The 17,000-nt window shown below is 66.2% G+C and carries 16 protein-coding genes; 6 read left to right on the top strand and 10 right to left on the bottom strand.

Going from position 1 to position 17,000, the window contains the following annotated elements:
• Positions 1–29: 29 nt before the first annotated feature.
• Positions 30–1,208, bottom strand: a complete 1,179-nt coding sequence (locus CDV49_RS02430) for a pyridoxal-phosphate-dependent aminotransferase family protein (RefSeq protein ID WP_088213991.1) — start codon at positions 1,206–1,208, stop codon at positions 30–32.
• Positions 1,209–1,348: 140 nt separating this feature from the next.
• On the opposite strand from CDV49_RS02430, the gene CDV49_RS02435 reads away from it, so the two are divergent.
• The 3 genes from CDV49_RS02435 (at position 1,349) to CDV49_RS02445 (ending at position 4,003) form a co-directional block, all read left to right on the top strand.
• Positions 1,349–1,951, top strand: a complete 603-nt coding sequence (locus CDV49_RS02435; protein WP_088213992.1) for a GNAT family N-acetyltransferase — start codon at positions 1,349–1,351, stop codon at positions 1,949–1,951.
• Positions 1,952–2,008: 57 nt separating this feature from the next.
• Complete coding sequence (locus tag CDV49_RS02440; protein ID WP_088213993.1) at positions 2,009–2,641, top strand: GntR family transcriptional regulator; 633 nt, start codon at positions 2,009–2,011, stop codon at positions 2,639–2,641.
• A gap of 81 nt (positions 2,642–2,722) precedes the next feature.
• Positions 2,723–4,003: a DUF3422 family protein gene (locus tag CDV49_RS02445; protein WP_088213994.1), complete on the top strand. Its 1,281-nt coding sequence runs from the start codon at positions 2,723–2,725 to the stop codon at positions 4,001–4,003.
• A 5-nt stretch (positions 4,004–4,008) separates the two neighbouring features.
• Here CDV49_RS02445 and CDV49_RS02450 read toward each other — a convergent pair whose 3' ends face one another.
• Positions 4,009–4,458 carry a MaoC family dehydratase gene (locus tag CDV49_RS02450; RefSeq protein ID WP_088213995.1) on the bottom strand — a complete coding sequence of 150 codons (450 nt, stop codon included), beginning with the start codon at positions 4,456–4,458 and terminating at the stop codon, positions 4,009–4,011.
• A gap of 93 nt (positions 4,459–4,551) precedes the next feature.
• Between CDV49_RS02450 and CDV49_RS02455 the strand changes: the two genes are divergently transcribed.
• Positions 4,552–5,100 (top strand): TetR/AcrR family transcriptional regulator, encoded by a 549-nt coding sequence (locus CDV49_RS02455; RefSeq protein WP_218821868.1) that lies wholly within the window; start codon positions 4,552–4,554, stop codon positions 5,098–5,100.
• A 1-nt stretch (position 5,101) separates the two neighbouring features.
• Positions 5,102–5,941, top strand: a complete 840-nt coding sequence (locus CDV49_RS02460; RefSeq protein ID WP_088213997.1) for a hypothetical protein — start codon at positions 5,102–5,104, stop codon at positions 5,939–5,941.
• A 205-nt stretch (positions 5,942–6,146) separates the two neighbouring features.
• Here CDV49_RS02460 and CDV49_RS02465 read toward each other — a convergent pair whose 3' ends face one another.
• A complete protein-coding gene (locus tag CDV49_RS02465) occupies positions 6,147–7,820 on the bottom strand; it encodes a flavin monoamine oxidase family protein (protein ID WP_088213998.1) in 1,674 nt (557 codons plus the stop codon).
• 95 nt (positions 7,821–7,915) lie between these two features.
• On the opposite strand from CDV49_RS02465, the gene CDV49_RS02470 reads away from it, so the two are divergent.
• Entirely contained in the window at positions 7,916–8,674 is a 759-nt protein-coding gene (locus tag CDV49_RS02470; RefSeq protein ID WP_088213999.1) for a nitrilase-related carbon-nitrogen hydrolase, read from the top strand.
• On the opposite strand, the gene CDV49_RS02475 is transcribed toward CDV49_RS02470, so the two are convergent.
• The 7 genes from CDV49_RS02475 to CDV49_RS02505 form a co-directional block, all read right to left on the bottom strand.
• Positions 8,671–9,798, bottom strand: coding sequence for a molybdopterin molybdotransferase MoeA (locus CDV49_RS02475; protein WP_179209097.1), 1,128 nt, complete (start codon positions 9,796–9,798; stop codon positions 8,671–8,673). The genes CDV49_RS02470 and CDV49_RS02475 overlap by 4 nt on opposite strands.
• On the bottom strand, positions 9,795–11,135 hold the full coding sequence (fdhD, locus tag CDV49_RS20640) for a formate dehydrogenase accessory sulfurtransferase FdhD (protein WP_088214001.1): 1,341 nt from the start codon (positions 11,133–11,135) through the stop codon (positions 9,795–9,797). Before fdhD ends, CDV49_RS02475 begins: the two co-directional genes overlap by 4 nt.
• The gene (gene mobA / locus CDV49_RS02485; protein WP_088214002.1) at positions 11,132–11,746 is read right to left on the bottom strand and encodes a molybdenum cofactor guanylyltransferase MobA; all 615 of its coding nucleotides are present in this window, start codon (positions 11,744–11,746) and stop codon (positions 11,132–11,134) included. Before mobA ends, fdhD begins: the two co-directional genes overlap by 4 nt.
• On the bottom strand, positions 11,747–11,953 hold the full coding sequence (locus tag CDV49_RS02490; protein ID WP_218821869.1) for a formate dehydrogenase subunit delta: 207 nt from the start codon (positions 11,951–11,953) through the stop codon (positions 11,747–11,749). It abuts the gene before it with no gap.
• A 40-nt stretch (positions 11,954–11,993) separates the two neighbouring features.
• Positions 11,994–14,885, bottom strand: a complete 2,892-nt coding sequence (gene fdhF / locus CDV49_RS02495) for a formate dehydrogenase subunit alpha (RefSeq protein ID WP_088214004.1) — start codon at positions 14,883–14,885, stop codon at positions 11,994–11,996.
• Positions 14,886–14,970: 85 nt separating this feature from the next.
• On the bottom strand, positions 14,971–16,497 hold the full coding sequence (locus CDV49_RS02500) for a formate dehydrogenase beta subunit (RefSeq protein ID WP_088214005.1): 1,527 nt from the start codon (positions 16,495–16,497) through the stop codon (positions 14,971–14,973).
• Complete coding sequence (locus CDV49_RS02505; RefSeq protein ID WP_088214006.1) at positions 16,494–16,982, bottom strand: formate dehydrogenase subunit gamma; 489 nt, start codon at positions 16,980–16,982, stop codon at positions 16,494–16,496. The genes CDV49_RS02500 and CDV49_RS02505 overlap by 4 nt, the downstream gene beginning before the upstream one ends.
• Positions 16,983–17,000 lie beyond the last annotated feature (18 nt).

Below are 17,000 nucleotides of genomic sequence, written 5' to 3' on the forward strand. Positions count from 1 at the left end.
GGAGGGGGTGACCCGTCCTTGGCCCCGCGTCAAGTGGCGCTGTCGATGACATCGAGGGCGGCGGTCACGGCGCTGCCCAGATCCCACTTCCGCCCCGTGACACGGCCGAGCGCCCCCGCGAGTGCGGTGAGGGCAAGCGGTACGTAAATCGGCTCTGCCGTCGGACCCATATGTCCGACCCGGACAAGCCGGTTCCAGGTATCCGCGCGCCCGGCGGAGATGACGACCCCATAGTGCTGCCGCATTGCGCTCCGCAGCGCCGTTTCCTCCACGCCGTCCGGCAGGCGGATGGCGGTGCAGGTCGCGGCGGCGGTTTCCTCCCGTGCGGGCCACAGGGCAAGGCCCATCGCCTTTACCCCCGCCCGCATGGCAGCGCCGGTGAGCGCATGACGCGCCCACACCGCCCGGGGCCCTTCGGCAAGGTAGCGGTCCAGCCCCGCGGCGAGGCCGTGAACTTCCGCGACCGAGGGGGAGAACGGGAAGGCGCGCGCCGGGTCCTCCATACCCTCCCAGTCGAGAATCGAGAGGAAGGATCCGCGAGGGCTCGCCGGATTGGCCCGCATCTTCTCCCATGCCCGCGGGGATACACCCAGCAACGTGAGCCCCGGCGGACACCCCAGACATTTGTTCGAGCCGGTAACCAGCAGGTCGATCCCCCAGCCTGCCATGTCCACTTCCATTCCGCCCCAGGACGACACCGCATCCACCACAAGGAGTGCGCCATGCTCCCGAACCACCGCGCCGATCTCTGGCAACGGGTTCACCGTCCCGGAAGGGGTGTCGTGATGGCAGACCGCGACGACAGCGGTTTCGGGATGGCGGAGAAGGGTCTGCCGGACGGTCTCCGGGTCGATCACGGCGTCGAAGGCCGTGCGGATCTCTCTCACCACCCCGGCGTTGCGCGATAGCCACTGGCTGTAACCCGCCCCGTAAACGCCCGATGCTAGGTTCAGCACCGCGTCTCCCGGCGCGACCAGCGACAGCGCCGCAGCTTCCAGCCCAAGCACGGGTTCACCTTGCAGGATCACGGCCGTCGGGGCAGGCAGCGCGCGGCGCAGTTTCTCCAGCGTCGCAGTGTAAAGGGCACGAAAGGCCGGGTCGGCATCGGAAAGCACAGGCCGGGCGAGAGCCGAAAGCACTTCCGGGTAGCAGGTGACAGGGCCGGTCGTCAGGGTGAAAAGACTGCCGGCCTCTGGGGGAAGGGGCATCTTGATCTCCATCAGGTCACGCCGACCCTAGACCCGGCGCGACGGGCAGGCAATGCACATGACACAGGCGGCGCCTCCGCTTGACAACGCTGGCGCCCCGGCTCACTCCGGCCGCGTGATGGAGAGTAGCGGAGCAGGTGATGACCGGCACACTCGAGGATGGCTATACCCCCGTGCCGAAAGGCAAGCTGGCGACAGTGGTGACCTGGCTGGAGATGACGTCCCCTCCTCCCGTCGCGTCGCCGGACTGGCCGCAGGGCGTCACGTTCCAGAAGATCGCCCCGCCCGCTCCTGCCGAGTACCGCACGCTGTTCCGGGCGATCGGGCAGAACCTGCTGTGGGTGTCCCGGCTGAAGATGCCGGACGAAACGCTGGCAGCCACGCTCTCCCACCCGGAGGTGGAGCTGTTCCACCTGCTGCGGGACGGTGTGCCGATCGGGCTGGTGGAGCTGAACTTCCGCACGCCGGGTGTTTGCGAACTGGCCTTCTTCGGACTGGTGGAGGGGGAAACCGGCCGCGGTCTTGGCAAGCCGATGATGCGCGCGGCGCTCACCGCCGCCTGGTCGCACCCGGTGAGCAAGGTGTGGCTGCACACCTGCCATTTCGACCATCCCTCCGCTCTGGCCTTTTATCAGCGGATGGGGTTCCGGCCCGTGGAGATCCGGGTCGAGGTGCTCGACGATCCACGCCTGTCCGGCCTGCTGCCCCGCGAAGCCGCCCCGCAGGTTCCCCTGATCGACTGATGCCTTTTCACGACGCACGCGCTCGGTTAGGACCGGAAGCGCGATGTGGAGGACGACATGGCCAGCGAGGAAGCAAAGGGCGCGCCGGACATGCTTGTCCGTGCCATCATCCGTGCGATCTATGATGGCGACCTTGTCATGGGGCAGCGATTGGTAGAGGCGCAGGTGATGGCGCGCCACGGTGTCAGCCGCTCCACCGTGCGGGAGGCGTTTCGCCGCCTCGCCGCCGAAGGGGTGGTCGATATCGTGCTGCACAAGGGCGCGACCATCCGCCGCCCCGGTCAGGAGGAGATGATCGACCTTCTCCGCGTCACGGAGGCGCTGGTGGGCCTGAACGCCCGCCTGGCGGCCGAGCGGATGAGCGATCCCGGCATCCGTCTTGCTTTTGCCGAGGAGACGGCCGCGATGCTGGATGCTGCTCCCGACAGCGAGGGCGTGGATTATGCGCGACTCAGGACGCGCTTCCACCGCGCGTTGCTTCGGGCGGGCGGCAGCGTCGAACTGGGGCGTAGCCTGCCGAAGCTGCAACTCCATCTCATTCGCGCCTACACCGCCATTCCGCGCGCGGCGCATGTGTCGTCCTACCGCGCGATACGGGAGGCCGTGCTCTCGGGAAATGGCGAAGCCGCGGAGGAGGCGGGGCGGCGGCATGTGGGCCTGCTGATCGACGCCGTGCGCGCCGGGGCATGAAGGCGTAAAACCCGGCTAAAGGGCGGATTGCCGTCTTCTGCCCGCTGCGTCAGTGTCGGGGCAGGAGAGAGGGACATACCAATGCCGGAACTGGCCGACCATCCGCTTCGCCGTACTTTGAGCGATGAGCTGCATGCGCGGCCCTCGCCCCCTGTGCCGGTGCCGGCGGAGGCATTCTACATCGCGCTGACGCCTGCAAGCCCCATCGGCCCGCGTGACCGGACAGCCGAACGGGCCCATCTTGCCGAATTGCTGGCCCGGTACGACCTGCCCGCCCCGCCGCCCGGTGCGACCCATTTCACCGGCCAGATCGGCGATGCGGTGCTGAAGTGGGAAAGCCATGCCGAGGTATTCAGTTATACCGTCATCATGCCGCGGCTCGGGGCCGTGCCCTTTTCGCCAGAGGCCTTGATACCGGCCGAGTGGTTGGCGTCGGCCCCAGGGCTGCGTCTCGTTTCCGCCTGCTTCCGGGTGGAGGAGATGCCGGAGACGGAGGCCGCGCTTTCCCAGAAGCTCTCGAACTGGTTTGTGGCCGAGAGCCTTGCCGCCGCGCGGGTGATCGACCGTCATGCCGTGGCGGCCAGCGATTTCCGCCTGGATGAGGCAGGCCATACACGCTTTGCGCTTTTCGTGGAGCATGGCACCGGGCCGCGACGTGTGGGGCGGTTGCTGCAGCGCCTGTGCGAGATCGAACTCTATGCCACCCTCTCGCTTCTGGGTTTTGCGGCGGCGCAGCGGATCGCGGCCCCGATGGCGGAGATCGACGCGCGGCTCACCGCCATCGTCTCCGGCCTTGCCACGGGCGGGACGAGCGCAGAGGAAACGCTGGGGCAGCTACTCTCCGTGTCGTCCGAGCTGGAAGGGCTGATCGCGGGCGAAAGCTTCCGCTTCGGCGCGACGGGCGCTTATGAGGCGATCGTTCATCATCGGGTGACTGCGCTTCGCGAGGAGCGGATACCCGGCTACCAGACTTTCGCGGAGTTCATGCAGCGTCGTTATGACCCGGCCATGCGTACGGCGCGTTCGGCAGAAAGGCGGCTGACCTCCATGGCGGATCGCGCGGAGCGGGCGGGTGACCTGCTGCGCACGCGGGTGGATGTCGGCCGTTCCGCGCAGAGCCAGGCCCTGCTTGCCAGCATGGACCGCCGCTCGGATCAGCAACTGCGCCTGCAGCACACCGTGGAGGGTCTGTCCATCGCCGCCATCAGCTATTACGCGGTGAGCCTCGCCTCATATCTCCTGCTGCCCTTCGCCGAGATGTGGCATCTGCCAAAATCCCTGCTGACGGCAGGGCTGGTGCCGGTCATCATGTTGGGTGTGGCCCTGATGCTTCGTCGCATCAGGGCCGGTTTTCACGACTGAAGATCTCAATCGGCGGGCTTGCGGAACACGACCAGCTTGGCGGTGAGCACCTGTACCTCCTCACCCTTCTGGTTGAGCGTCCGGCTTCTCAAGGTGATCATTCCACGATCCGGTCGCGACCGGGACGGTGCGACGTCAAGCACTTCGGATTCCACATGAAGCACGTCGCCGGGACGGGTCGCCTGCGGCCAGCGTATCTCGCCGCCCGCGCCGATGATCCCCCCTGCGAGCGGTGCCCCGCCGCCGACGAGGAGCCGCATCGTGACAGCCGCGGTATGCCATCCGCTCGCCGCCAGCCCGCCGAAAAAGGAGGCACGACCCGCTTCTTCGTCAAGATGGAAGGGTTGGGGATCGTAATCGGCGGCAAACCTTCGGATATCCGCAGTCTCCATGCGATGCTCGCCGCTGCGGAACTGCAACCCCGGCGCGATATCCTCCAGATAAAGTGGTTCCATCGGGCTCCTCCAAGTTTAGAGTATGAGCGAACGCCAAATGCGCAAAGCTGTCAACCGGGACGGTGGCACATGACCCGATCCAGCCGAAGCAAGATGGCCGCGAACCGAGAGCAGATCCTCGCTGCGGCGATGGCGCTGTTTCGCGCGCGTGGTGTGACGGCGGTGGGTATTGCCGAGGTCATGGGACGTGCGGGAATGACGCAGGGCGGTTTCTACCGGCATTTTGTCAGCAAGGACGCGCTGGCCGCAGCGGCCTGCGCCGCGGCCTTTGCCGAGGCTGAACAGGCCTGGCGCGGGGGAGCGTCGGAGGGGGAGGGTCACGTGACGGAACGGCTCCGTGCCTTCTATCTCCGCCCCCGCCCTGCGGAGCGGACCTGCCCGATCCTGTCCTTTGCGGCAGACGTGCGGAACGCGCCAGACACCCTGCTCGCCGCCGCGTGGCGGGACGGAATTTTACGGCTTGTGGCGCTTTACGGGGACCTGACGGGCGTTCCTCCCGACATCGCGCGGGCTGGCGTGGCCGGGCTTGCAGGCGCGCGGCTGCTGGGTTTCGGCGATGCTTTGCTGGACGATGGGGACGGGGCGGCTAGTTTCCCGGACGAACCCGCCGATTGCGCACAGGCCCGACCCGAGGGAAAATGAAATGAAGATCGTGCTACTGTTTCTCGCGGCCCTGCTCGTGCCCTTTACCGCCGTGGCCAGCACTGTCCCGCGCGAGGTGGCCCGCGTGCAGGCAGAGGATATGGCTGCTTGTCAGAAGGCAGGCGGCCGGGCGGTCGCTGAAGCGGGGTATCTTGTCGCGGCGGATCTGAATGGGGATGGGCGTCCCGACTACGTTACCGATCTTGCCCATCTGTCCTGTGAGGGGGTGGCCGGTTTCTTCTGTGGCACCGCGGGCTGTCCGGTTACAGTCTGGTTGTCTGGGCCCGGCGGGTACTTTGCTGCCGATGCGGGCCATGCCGAAGCTTGGCGGCTGGAGGGTACGACCGTCGTCCGCCGGATCAACGGGCAGCTTTGCAGCCCTCCACAACGCAGAAGCTGCGAGATCCGCCGATCCTTCGCGGGGGTCAATCGTCCCGCCGCAGCACGCCCCGCCGCGACTCAGGGCTGGCAATTGCGCCGAACCCAGGGGCTGCCGCCCGTCGCCATATCGCCGGGGCCGGGAAACATCTTCTCCATTTCCGCCTTCTGCCTCGGGGATCAGCCATGGCTTGCCGTGGTCTTCAGGGAGCGCCCGCGCGAAACCACCGTTCGGATCGACTTCGCGTTCGCGGAGGGCGTGTTGGGCGGCCCGGCCAGCCGCCAGCGGGGAACGTCCGATGCTTATGTCATCAGCCTCGCGGGAGGGGCCTTGGCGCGGCAACTGTCCGGCCGGGATGGGACGGTTGGGCTGTCTGTCAACGGCGTATCGCAAGGGGCACTGCCGCTGCGCGGTTCGACCTCAGCCCTGCGCGGCGCTCTTGCCGGATGCCTGACGCTCTAGCGGTCGCAGGCTTCCTTGGCCGATCGCAGCCCCGATGAAAAGCGGCAGACAGATTGGAGGGCCCGCGCGCGGATCCACCCAAGCGCCGTGCGTCGCGCCGATGGTTGTCGGTTTCTCATCAAGGTCAGCATTGCTCGCGGTCCTTCCTTGCATCCCCAACCGCTTTTCGCAGAGAGACTAATCCGCGCGGAAAGACCCATTCAGATCAGTCGTCAAGGCGGAGCGGCCCCAGACGCGGATACATATCTCCCGGGCCGGGGTTATCCGCCGGAGATTGACCCCCAAGATGCGTCATGACCCCCCAGACAGCATTCAGGGCGGTCTGCACCGCACCTTCGACCCAGGCCGGCGTCCAGCTTATCCCGTCACCCGCAAGGAAGATGCCGCGTTGGGCGGCAGGCAGGCCGGCTTGCATGAAATGTCCATACATCCGGTGATTGTAGCGATAGTGGCCCGGAAGCGCGCCCTTGAACGCGCCGAGGAAGTTTTCGTCGGCCTCCCAGCTCACGCAGATCGGCTGGCCGACGATATGGCTGGCGATATCGGTCGTCGGATAGATTTGTTTCAGTGCGGCAAGCGCAAGCTCCACACGCCGTTCACAGGACAGCGGCAGCACCTTCAGCGCGTCTGTCATCCATGAATAGCTGAGACAGATCACCGCCGGCTGATCGGGGCCGTTGTCGAAAAGATAGGTTCCGCGGGTGATACGGTCGGTCAGGGTCATCGACAGTGGCTCTCGCCCGGTGTCGGAGTCGATGTCGCGCCAGAACGGACGATCCACCATGACGAAGGTCTTGGCGGCCTGCATGTAGCGCGTGCGGTCCAGCGCCATCCACAGCTTCTGGTCGAAGATCGTCTCGTCCACGCTGATGGAAGTGGTGAGAAGGTGGCTCTGACAGGTGACGATCACGGCCGGGTAATCATCCTCCCGCCCCCAGCGATCCCGGATGCGAAGATCGCCCGCGGGCGACCGGGAAATCGCCATGACGCGGCCCCGCGCCGCGCCCCCGTTCAGGGAGGCGAGCGTCGTGCCACGGGGCCAATGTGCCAGCCGCTCCGGCGGGTGACGCCAGAGCTGCTGCGGCATCTGCTCCACCCCGCCCACGATGAACCGCTGGTTGTCATCCAGTTCGGCCAGATTGACGCGCAGGATTTCGAGCATCGAATTCGGGAAATCGCTGTCCCAGCCCCCTGTGCCGAAGCCAACCTGCCCGAAGACCTCCCGGTGCCGGAAGCCGAGGCGGGAGAAGGCGGAGGAGGAGGCGACGAAATCGTAGAAGGTCCGTTCGTCCCAGTCCCGCACCAGCGGATCCCAAAGCTCTTTCAGCCGTGCCGCGTCGCGGTCGCGCATGGCGGCCTGCAGGTCGGAAAAGCGGGCATGCTCCTCCAGCGCGTCGCGATAGGCGGCGGCGACCTCATGGTAGAGCGGGGGCAGATCGGCGAGTGTCCGGGCATAATGCGTCTCCCCTTCCAGATCGACGACCGTGGACCCTGCGGCCGGGGTCAAGGGGTTGGGGAACGGGCGGCTTTCCAGCCCCAGAAGGTCGATATAATGATAAAATCCGCGGGACGAGACGGGAAAACGCATGCCGCCCAGTTCCGCGACGATGCCGTCCGCACCCTCGAAAGGCTCGGACCTGAGCCTGCCCCCGAAGCGCGCGGCTTCGTAGACCACAGGCCGCAGGCCGAGCTTCATCAGCTCATAGGCCGCGACGATTCCCGCAGCCCCCGCGCCGATCACCGCGACCTGCGTTCCATACCGCTCCTCCGGTATCGCCCCGAGGCCGGAGGAATGATCCAGCCAGTCATCATAAGCGAAGGGGAAGTCCGGGCCGAAGGCGCTTACGCCCGGCTGGGTGTCGGTGTCGAGGAGGGTCATCGGTCTTGCCTTGTGCTGTCCTGCGCGCCGCTGCTGGCCAGAGCGCCTGTCTCGTGGCAGAACTATGCTCAAAATTTCGCTCGGGAGGAAAGCCCATGAAACTCGCCGTCTATCAGGCGCCGCCGACCGACGGAGATGTGGAGGCCGCCTTTCGCCGTCTCGAAGCCCAACTCCGTGCCGCAGCGCTTGCCGGGGCAGATGTTCTGGTAGCGCCGGAGCTTTACCTGCCGGGCTACAACCGTTTCGAGCTTCATTCGCAGGTGAGCGAGGCGGATGGCGCTGGTTGGCGGGCGCGGCTCTCCGCTCTGGCACGTGCAGCGGGGGCGGGCCTGGTGGTCGGCTGGGCCGAGCGGGCGGAAGGCCGGTTGTGGAACGCGGCGACGTTCTTTGATGCGGATGGCGCGGTGCGCGCGCATTACCGCAAAATCCAGCCCTATGGGCCGGATGAGACGCGGACATTTGCTCCGGGAGACGACTACGAGACGTTTTCACTGGAGGATCGGTCTGCCGGGCTGCTGATCTGCTATGACATCGAATTTCCCGAACATGCACGGGCCTTGGCGGTGCAGGGTGTGGAGATGTTGCTCGTCCCCACCGCCAATCCAGCAGGTTTCTCCCATGTGCCGGAAATTCTCGTGCGCGCGCGGGCGGCGGAGTCGGGTGTGGCCATTGCCTATGCCAATTATGCGGGAACGGAAGCAGGGCTGACTTATGGCGGCGGCTCGGTGATCGTGGCGCCCGATGGGATGATCCTGGCCTCTGCCGGGGCGGGGGAGGCATTGCTGATCGCGGAACTTCCGCCACGCGCTGAGACAGAGGGCGCACGACAGTTGAAGGCGCGGCGGCTCGGCTAGACGGGCAGGACGGTGACGGCATCGCCCGGATGCAGCTCTGAACCCGTGTCGGGCAGAATCGCGAGGCCATCCGCGATCGCGGTGGCGGTGGGCAGGAGTGGGAGCGCCTGTGCCACGCCCTGCATCAGCCGCACCAGCACGACCTCCGACCGACCGCAGCGGGGGAAGGCGGCGAAGGCGGCGGTTTCGGTGCGACGCTCGACCATCGGCAGGCTCGCCAGCGTGCGCAGCAACGGCTCGCCGAACAGATGCCAGCAGGTGAAGGCAGCAACCGGCGTCCCCGGCAGACCGAGCCAGAGAGCTGCGCCGATCTGTCCGATCATGACCGGCTTTCCGGGCTTGAGGGCTACGCCACGCACCGCGAACCGCCCGCCCGCCCGACGGAAAGCCTCCGCCATATAGTCAGCCTCTCCGACAGAAGACCCGCCGGTGGTGACGATCAAGTCGCATCCCGCCAGATCGGTGAGAGCGGCCGTGATCGCAGCCGGATCGTCGGGGAGATCGCCGGCATCCTGAAGATCGACCTCTGTGCGGGCGAGTGTGGACAGAAGAAAGGGGCGGTTTGCGTTCCAGACCTGCCCGGGCGCGAGGGAAGCGCCGGGAGGCGCGATTTCGTTTCCGGTGCAGAAGAACCCCACGCGGACCCGCCGCCGAAGGGAAAGCGTGTCGGCGCCGACCATGGCCGCCGCGAGGGCTGCGGCGGGTGTGATGCGGATCCCCGCGCTCAACACGGCGTCGCCGAGGCTAAGCTCGGATCCTGCGCGGCGCACATTCTCCCACATCGCGGGGGGGCGGCGACAGCGGATGCCGGGGGTTCGATGCTCCACGTCTTCCAGCATAACCACCCGGTCCGTTCCGGGCGGGAGCGGGGCACCGGTTCGGATGGGCAGCGCATTCTCCACTATGGCCCCCGCCGCCGCATCCCCGGCGAGTGCATAACCATCCATCGCGGCAAGGTCGAAACGCGGCAGGTCCAGCGGGGAGAGAAGCGGCTCCGCCAGAACTCGGCCCTTGGCCGCAGCCAGCGGAACCCGTTCCACTCCGGTCACGGGTTGGGCGAGTGCCCTTGCCGCCGCTTCCGCCACGGAGAGGGAGACCGGGCCGATGCACGCAGGCATTGTCATCGGAGCGGATCCGGCAAGGCAGGTTCTGTCACCCGCCCCGGATGGCTCCAGACATCGCATCCCGCCGCTCCCGCGAGGGTGATGAGCGTGATACCGGACCGCTCCGCAAGTGCCACCGCTTCTGCGGTAGGGGCGGAGACGGCAATGAGCAGGGGGGCACCCAGCATTGCGCATTTCTGCACGAGGTCGATGGAGAGGCGGCTTGTCATCACCACGCCCCCCGAGGCCGGATCCATATTGGCCGTCTTCAACGCCCCGCAGAGCTTGTCGAGCGCATTGTGGCGTCCGACATCCTCCCGCACCATGACGATACCCCGCGCAGGTTGCCAGAAGGCGGCCGCATGGAGAGCACCGCTCTGCGCGCGGAGCCGCTGCTGCGCCCCGATTCCCGCCACCGCAGGGGCGATGTCTTCCGCCCTCACGGTCCACGGCGGGGTCGCGACGCGGGGCACGTCCCGCAGCACCTCCTCAAGGCTCTCGATCCCGCAAAGACCGCATCCCATCGGACCGAAGCTCTGCCGCCGCCGGGCCACCTGCCGGGCCTCGGCCCCCGGGGCCAGCCAGATCTGAAGGTCGATCCCACGGGAGGTTGCGACAGCCTCGATCCGCTCGATTTCAGCGGGACGGGCGATGCCTTCGGTCAGGGAATAGCCCAGGGCGAAGTCGTGCAGGTCCTCCGGCGTTGCCATCATCACCGCCTGCGTCGACCCGTTATAGGACAGGGCGACCGCCGTTTCCGCGGGCAGAACACGCTCTCCCTCGCTGACCTGATCGTCTCCGAACCGCAGGCGGCGGATGCTGCGCTGACTGGGGAAGGGCGGCGATAGGGCGGGTGTCGTTTGCGGTTCCGTCTCCCTGAGGATGAGGGCGGCGATGGCGGCGGTGTCGTCCAGATCAAGCACGGGAACCGCAAGGCTGCCGGGAGGGAGGCTGTCGCTCGCCACGGCCCGGATCGTTGAATCGCCGGGCTGGATCAGGGGATTTCCCGTCTCCGCCCGGTGGCATTCGATCTTGGGGTGCGCATCACGCTTCCAGCCCTCCACCAGCACGATGTCAACAGGCGCCAATCGGGCAAGGTGATCCGCGAGGGAGGGTTCCGCCGCACCCCGCAGCTCATGCATCAACGCCCAGCGTTGCGAGGTGGAAAGCAGCACCTCCTCCGCCCCGGCTGCCCGGTGGCGATAGCTGTCCCGGCCCGGCTCATCGACGTCGGCGTCGTGATGGGCATGCTTCAGCGTGGAGACGCGGTAGCCGACGCGGGTGAATTCCGTGACGAGCCGTTCCATCAACCCGGTCTTCCCGCTGTTCTTCCAGCCGGTGATGCCGAACACCCTCATACCGGGCACGCCGCGAGCCGTTGGCGGGCTTCATCCAAATCTTCGGGAGTGTTGACGTTGAAGAATGGATCGCCGTCGAACATGACAAGCACCATCCCGGCGCGTTCTGCCACATCACGGATACGGCGGGTGCCCTCCGTGATATCCCGGCGCAGGGCAGGGGCGAGCGCGGTGGACCACAGGCCGAAGGTGGGATGGGCAACGGGCCTGCCGTCGTATCCGCTGGCCGCAAGGACCACGGCGGCGCGGGTTTCCTCCTGCCGCGCCCGAAGCCGCGCAACCAGATCGGCCGGCAGGAAGGGTGTGTCGCAGGCCGCTGTGACGATCCAGTCGGCCTCTCTGGCGGCCGCCCATTCCATCCCGGCCAGTATGCCCGCAAGCGGCCCCGGATGGTCGGAAATGCTGTCGGCGAGAACCGGCAGGTCAACGTCGAAACGCTTGGCGTCTCCGTTGGCATTCAGTGCCAATGGAAACGCCTGCGCGCCCAAGCGTGTGATCACATGTGAAAGGAGTGTTCCGCCCCCTAGACGTCTGAGGGCCTTGTCGCCCCCGCCCATCCGCCGCGACAGACCCCCGGCTAGGATGACCGCAGGCAGCCCTGTGCCGACCATTCAGACCCGCTCGGCTGCAGGCTTGCGGATCGCCGGCAGCGCTTCCCGGACAAGGGCGCGCAGCGCATCACCCTCGGGTTCCTTGGCAAGGGTCAGAAGCCGTGATCGCATGCGCGGCTCCCAATAATCGTTGATATGTGAAGCCAAGCCGATGGCCGCTTCTTCCGGGGGCTTGGTTTCCATGAAAAGCGCGATCTGGTTCGCCATGCGGACCAGCCGTTCGTCCGTATTGCTCATGACCCCTCACTCACTCCGCCGCTGGCAGAACGCGGCGGGAGCGTTCCGCCAGAGCGGCATATTCCTCCTGCCAGGCGCTCGGCCCGTTGGAGGGCGCCACCTGCACAGCCGTCACCTTGTATTCCGGACAGTTAGTGGCCCAGTCGGAATAGTCGGTCGTGATCACGTTAGCCTGAGTTTCGGGGTGGTGGAAGGTGGTATAGACCACACCCGGACTTACCCGATCCGTCAGCTCCGCCCGGAGGGTCGTCTCTCCGGCGCGGGACGCAAGCCGGACCCAGTCTCCCTCCCGTATGCCGCGCACCTCCGCGTCGTGGGGATGGATCTCCAGCACATCCTCCGCGTGCCAGACGGTGTTGGCCGTCCGCCGGGTCTGTGCACCGACGTTATACTGGCTGAGGATCCGCCCCGTGGTCAGGAGCAGGGGGAAACGCGGCCCGGTCCGTTCATCCGTTGCCACGTATTCGGTGCGGATAAGCTTGCCCTTGCCGCGCACGAAATGGTCCACATGCATGATCGGCGTGCCCTCGGGGGCCTCATCGTTGCAGGGCCACTGCACGGACCCCATCCAGTCCAGCCGGTCATAGCTGACGCCGGTGAAGGTCGGCGTGGTGCGGGCGATTTCCGCCATTATCTGGGAGGGGTGGGTGTAGCGCCAATCCGCCCCCATGGCATTCGCCAGCATCTGGGTGACTTCCCAATCCGCATAGGTCGCCTTCGGTGCCATCACCTTGCGCACGCGGTTGATCCGGCGTTCAGCGTTGGTGAAGGTGCCGTCCTTTTCAAGGAAGGAGGAACCCGGCAGGAAGACATGCGCGTAGTTCGCCGTCTCGTTCAGGAACAGGTCGTGGACGATAACGCATTCCATCGCCGCCAGCCCGGCAGAGACGTGTTTCGTGTCAGGGTCCGACTGCAGGATATCCTCACCCTGACAGTAAAGTCCCTTGAAACCACCCTCAACCGCCGCGTCCAGCATGTTCGGGATGCGCAGGCCCGGCTCGGGGTCTATGGACACTCCCCATTCCGTCTCATAGATCGCCCGCGCGTCGGCGTTCTTCACATGGCGGTAGCCCGGCAGTTCATGCGGGAACGAGCCCATGTCGCAGGAACCCTGAACGTTGTTCTGACCGCGGAGGGGGTTTACGCCTACGCCCTCACGCCCGATGTTTCCGGTCAGCATGGCGAGGTTCGCTATGCCGATGACGGTGGTGGACCCTTGGCTGTGCTCCGTCACGCCCAGTCCGTAATAAATCGCCGCGTTTCCACCCGTGGCATAGAGCCGGGCCGCCGCGCGGAGCTCTGCCGCCGGAACGCCGGTCAGCGCCTCCGTCGCCTCGGGGCTGTGGCGCGGGTCGGAGACGAATTCGGCATAATCCTCGTATTCGTCCCAGTCGCAGCGCTCACGGACGAAAGTCTCGTTTACCAGCCCTTCGGTCACGATCACATGGGCGATGGCGGTGACGACGGCCACGTTGGTCCCGGGCCGGAGGGGGAGATGGTGGTCCGCCTTCACATGCGGACCCTCCACCATCTCTGTCCGGCGCGGGTCGATCACGATGAGTTTCGCGCCCTGCCGCAGCCGCTTCCGCATCCGGCTGGCGAACACGGGATGGCCGGAAACCGGATTGGCGCCGATCACCACGATCACATCCGCAGCCTCGACCGAGTCGAAATCCTGCGTCCCCGCAGAGGTGCCAAAGGTCTGGCCGAGCCCGTAGCCAGTGGGCGAATGGCAGACACGGGCGCAGGTATCGGTGTTGTTATTGCCGAAAACGGCGCGGGTCAGCTTCTGCACGAGGTAGGTTTCCTCGTTCGTGCAGCGGGAGGAGGTGATGACGCCGACGGAATTCCGGCCGTACCGCTGCTGGATGCCCTTCAGCCGAGCCGCCGCGAAGGTCATCGCCTCCTCCCACGACACTTCGCGCCACGGGTCGTTGATGGTTTCGCGGATCATGGGTGACAGGACGCGGTCCGGGTGCGTGGCGTAGCCCCATGCGAACCGGCCCTTCACGCAGGAATGGCCGTGGTTCGCCTTGCCTTCCTTCCATGGCACCATGCGGACCAGCTCGTCGCCCCGCATCTCCGCCTTGAACTGACAGCCGACACCGCAATAGGCGCAGGTCGTCACGATGGAGCGGTCGGGCGTGCCGATTTCGATGACGGATTTCTCCTGCAACGTTGCCGTCGGGCAGGCCTGCACACAGGCTCCGCAGGATACGCAATCGGAGGTGAGGAAGCTGTCGCCTGCGGCACCCGCCGCTACCCGGCTGTCGAAGCCGCGCCCGGTGATGGTCAGGGCGAAGGTTCCCTGCACCTCCTCGCAGGCGCGCACGCACCTGTTGCAGACGATACACTTCGCGGGATCATAGGTGAAATACGGGTTCGATTCGTCCTTGGGGAGCCATTGCGGATTGGCCTCGCCGGATGTGTTGCGGGCGAAATGCGTGGCCATGCCGCCCTTGGGCGCGGTATAGCGCACTTCGCGCAGGCCGACTGCACCGGCCATGTCCTGCAGCTCGCAATCTCCGTTCGCGGCGCAGGTCAGGCAATCCAACGGATGGTCGGAGATGTAAAGCTCCATCACCCCGCGCCGCAGGTCCTTCAGGCGTCCGGTCTGGGTCTTTACCTTGATGCCCGGTGCCACCGGCGTGGTGCAGGAAGCAGGCGTGCCGTTCCGACCCTCGATCTCCACCAGACACAGCCGGCAGGAGCCAAAGGCCTCCAGATTGTCGGAGGCGCACAGCTTGGGCACGGTAATGCCGATTTCGGCAGCCGCCCGCATGATCGAGGTGCCCTCCGGCACCGTCACTTCGAACCCGTCGATGGTCAGGCTGACCATCGTCTTCGACTTTGACCGGGGGGTGCCGAAATCGCGATCATCGGGGATGATGAAATCCTTCATGACCTGTCTCCGATGCGGCGGTTGCGGGTGGGGATGCGCACAGGAACAGGGGCCACGAGGCCGAGCCATCGCGCGATGAGGGCAATCATTCCGCAGCCTCCTTCTGAAGTGCGAAGTCATCGGGAAAATGGGTGACTGCGGACATGACGGGATAGGGCGTGAAGCCGCCGAGCGCGCAGAGCGAGCCTGCCTTCATCGTGTCGCAGAGCGATGCCAGAACCGGCATGGCCGCCGCATCTCCTGCGGCGATCCGGTCCAGCGTCTCCATGCCCCGAACCGCTCCGATGCGGCAGGGGGTACATTTGCCGCAGGACTCGATGGCGCAGAATTCCATCGCGAAGCGGGCGAGTTTCAGCATGTCGGCACTGTCGTCGAACACGGTCAGCCCCGCATGGCCGATGAGACCACCCGCCGCCGTGAATTCTTCGTAGCCGAATGGGGTATCGAAGAGATCGCGTGGAAAGTAGGCGCCGAGAGGTCCACCGATCTGCACGGCCTTGACCGGCCTGCCGGTGCGGGTGCCTCCGCCGATATCCTCAACGATTTCGCCCAGCGTGAGGCCGAAGGCCGTCTCGAACAGCCCGCCATGCCGGACATTCCCGGCGATCTGAAGAGGCATGGTGCCATGCGAGCGTCCGATGCCGAAGTTCCGGTAGAACGCCGCGCCGCGATCCATGATGATGGGCACGGAGGCGAGCGATATGACGTTGTTGACCACGGTCGGCCGGCCCAGAAAACCCTCAAGCGCCGGGAGTGGCGGCTTGGCCCGAACCGTCCCGCGCTTCCCCTCGAGACTGTTCAGGAGCGAGGTTTCCTCGCCACAGACATAGGCGCCCGCACCCGTGCGGACCTCCATGTCGAAGGCATGGCCCGATCCCAGCACGTTCGGGCCAAGCAGACCTTCGGCCCGCGCCACGCGGATGGCGGACTCCATCATCTCTATCGCGTCAGGATATTCGGAGCGGGTGTAGAGATATCCGCGCGTTGCACCCACGGCGATGCCCGCGATGGTCATACCTTCGATCAGACAGAAGGGATCGCCTTCCATGAGCATCCGGTCCGCGAATGTGGCGCTATCCCCCTCATCGGCGTTGCAGACGATGTATTTCCGGGAGCCGGGCGCGTCATGAACGGTCTTCCACTTGATGCCGGTCGGAAAGCCTGCACCGCCGCGGCCCCGAAGGCCGGAGTCCGTCACCTCCTTCACCACCTCCGCGGGCGTAATGGAGAGGGCACGCTTCAACCCGTTCAGCCCGTGATGAAGTTCGTACTCCTTGAGAGACAGCGGGTCGATGACGCCGACACGCGCGAATGTCAGCCGCGTCTGGCGCACCATCCACGGCAGTTCTTCCGTCAGGCCAAGGGCCTTCGGATGGCTGTCCGGCGCATCAAACAGCCGGGCCACATCGCCCGGTTCCATGGGGCCGAAGGCCATGCGGCCAAGGTCGGTGACAATCTCCACCAGCGGCTCAAGCCAAATCATGCCGCGGGATCCGTTACGGATCAGGTCCACCTGCAACCCGCGCCGCGCCGCTTCCGCGAGGACCGCGGCAGCCACCTTGTCCGCACCAAGCGCCTTCGCAGCAGCGTCTCTCGGGACATAAATCCTCATGCCCGTGCCTCCGCGATGATGCCATCCATCAGCGACTCATCTGCCCGCGCGACCAACCGCCCGTCGATTTGCGCGGACGGGCCGCAGGCGCACAGGCCGAGGCAGAACACGGGCTCCAGCGTCACGGCCCCGTCCGGCGTCGTGCCATGCCAGTCGATGCCAAGCGCCCGGCGAACATGATCGCCCAAAGCGTCTGCGCCCACCGCCTGACAGGCTTCCGCCCGGCACAGTCGCAGGACGTGCCGCCCGGCAGGAGCCTTGCGGAAGTCGTGATAGAAACTGACAACGCCATGAACCTCGGCACGGCTGAGATTGAGCGCCTCCGCGATCAGCGGTACGGCGCCATCAGGAACAAAGCCGAAGCTTTCCTGAACCTCATGCAGAAGCGCCAGCAACGGGCCTTCCCGCCCAATATGATTTGCGATGATCGCGGCCATCTGGGCTTCCAGATCGGCAATGGGCGCGGCTGGCTTGAGTGCTTGCATCGGCTCCTCCCTCAAGCG

Source organism: Haematobacter genomosp. 1 (assembly GCF_002196855.1).
Taxonomy (GTDB): domain Bacteria; phylum Pseudomonadota; class Alphaproteobacteria; order Rhodobacterales; family Rhodobacteraceae; genus Haematobacter.

Bases quoted from the DNA above. Each gene is read 5' to 3' on its own strand.
- CDV49_RS02430 (WP_088213991.1), bottom strand. From the start codon at position 1,208: ATGCCCCTTCCCCCAGAGGCCGGCAGTCTTTTCACCCTGACGACCGGC.
- CDV49_RS02435 (WP_088213992.1), top strand. From the start codon at position 1,349: ATGACCGGCACACTCGAGGATGGCTATACCCCCGTGCCGAAAGGCAAG.
- CDV49_RS02440 (WP_088213993.1), top strand. From the start codon at position 2,009: ATGGCCAGCGAGGAAGCAAAGGGCGCGCCGGACATGCTTGTCCGTGCC.
- CDV49_RS02445 (WP_088213994.1), top strand. From the start codon at position 2,723: ATGCCGGAACTGGCCGACCATCCGCTTCGCCGTACTTTGAGCGATGAG.
- CDV49_RS02450 (WP_088213995.1), bottom strand. From the start codon at position 4,458: ATGGAACCACTTTATCTGGAGGATATCGCGCCGGGGTTGCAGTTCCGC.
- CDV49_RS02455 (WP_218821868.1), top strand. From the start codon at position 4,552: ATGGCCGCGAACCGAGAGCAGATCCTCGCTGCGGCGATGGCGCTGTTT.
- CDV49_RS02460 (WP_088213997.1), top strand. From the start codon at position 5,102: ATGAAGATCGTGCTACTGTTTCTCGCGGCCCTGCTCGTGCCCTTTACC.
- CDV49_RS02465 (WP_088213998.1), bottom strand. From the start codon at position 7,820: ATGACCCTCCTCGACACCGACACCCAGCCGGGCGTAAGCGCCTTCGGC.
- CDV49_RS02470 (WP_088213999.1), top strand. From the start codon at position 7,916: ATGAAACTCGCCGTCTATCAGGCGCCGCCGACCGACGGAGATGTGGAG.
- CDV49_RS02475 (WP_179209097.1), bottom strand. From the start codon at position 9,798: ATGACAATGCCTGCGTGCATCGGCCCGGTCTCCCTCTCCGTGGCGGAA.
- fdhD (WP_088214001.1), bottom strand. From the start codon at position 11,135: ATGAGGGTGTTCGGCATCACCGGCTGGAAGAACAGCGGGAAGACCGGG.
- mobA (WP_088214002.1), bottom strand. From the start codon at position 11,746: ATGGTCGGCACAGGGCTGCCTGCGGTCATCCTAGCCGGGGGTCTGTCG.
- CDV49_RS02490 (WP_218821869.1), bottom strand. From the start codon at position 11,953: ATGGCGAACCAGATCGCGCTTTTCATGGAAACCAAGCCCCCGGAAGAA.
- fdhF (WP_088214004.1), bottom strand. From the start codon at position 14,885: ATGAAGGATTTCATCATCCCCGATGATCGCGATTTCGGCACCCCCCGG.
- CDV49_RS02500 (WP_088214005.1), bottom strand. From the start codon at position 16,497: ATGAGGATTTATGTCCCGAGAGACGCTGCTGCGAAGGCGCTTGGTGCG.
- CDV49_RS02505 (WP_088214006.1), bottom strand. From the start codon at position 16,982: ATGCAAGCACTCAAGCCAGCCGCGCCCATTGCCGATCTGGAAGCCCAG.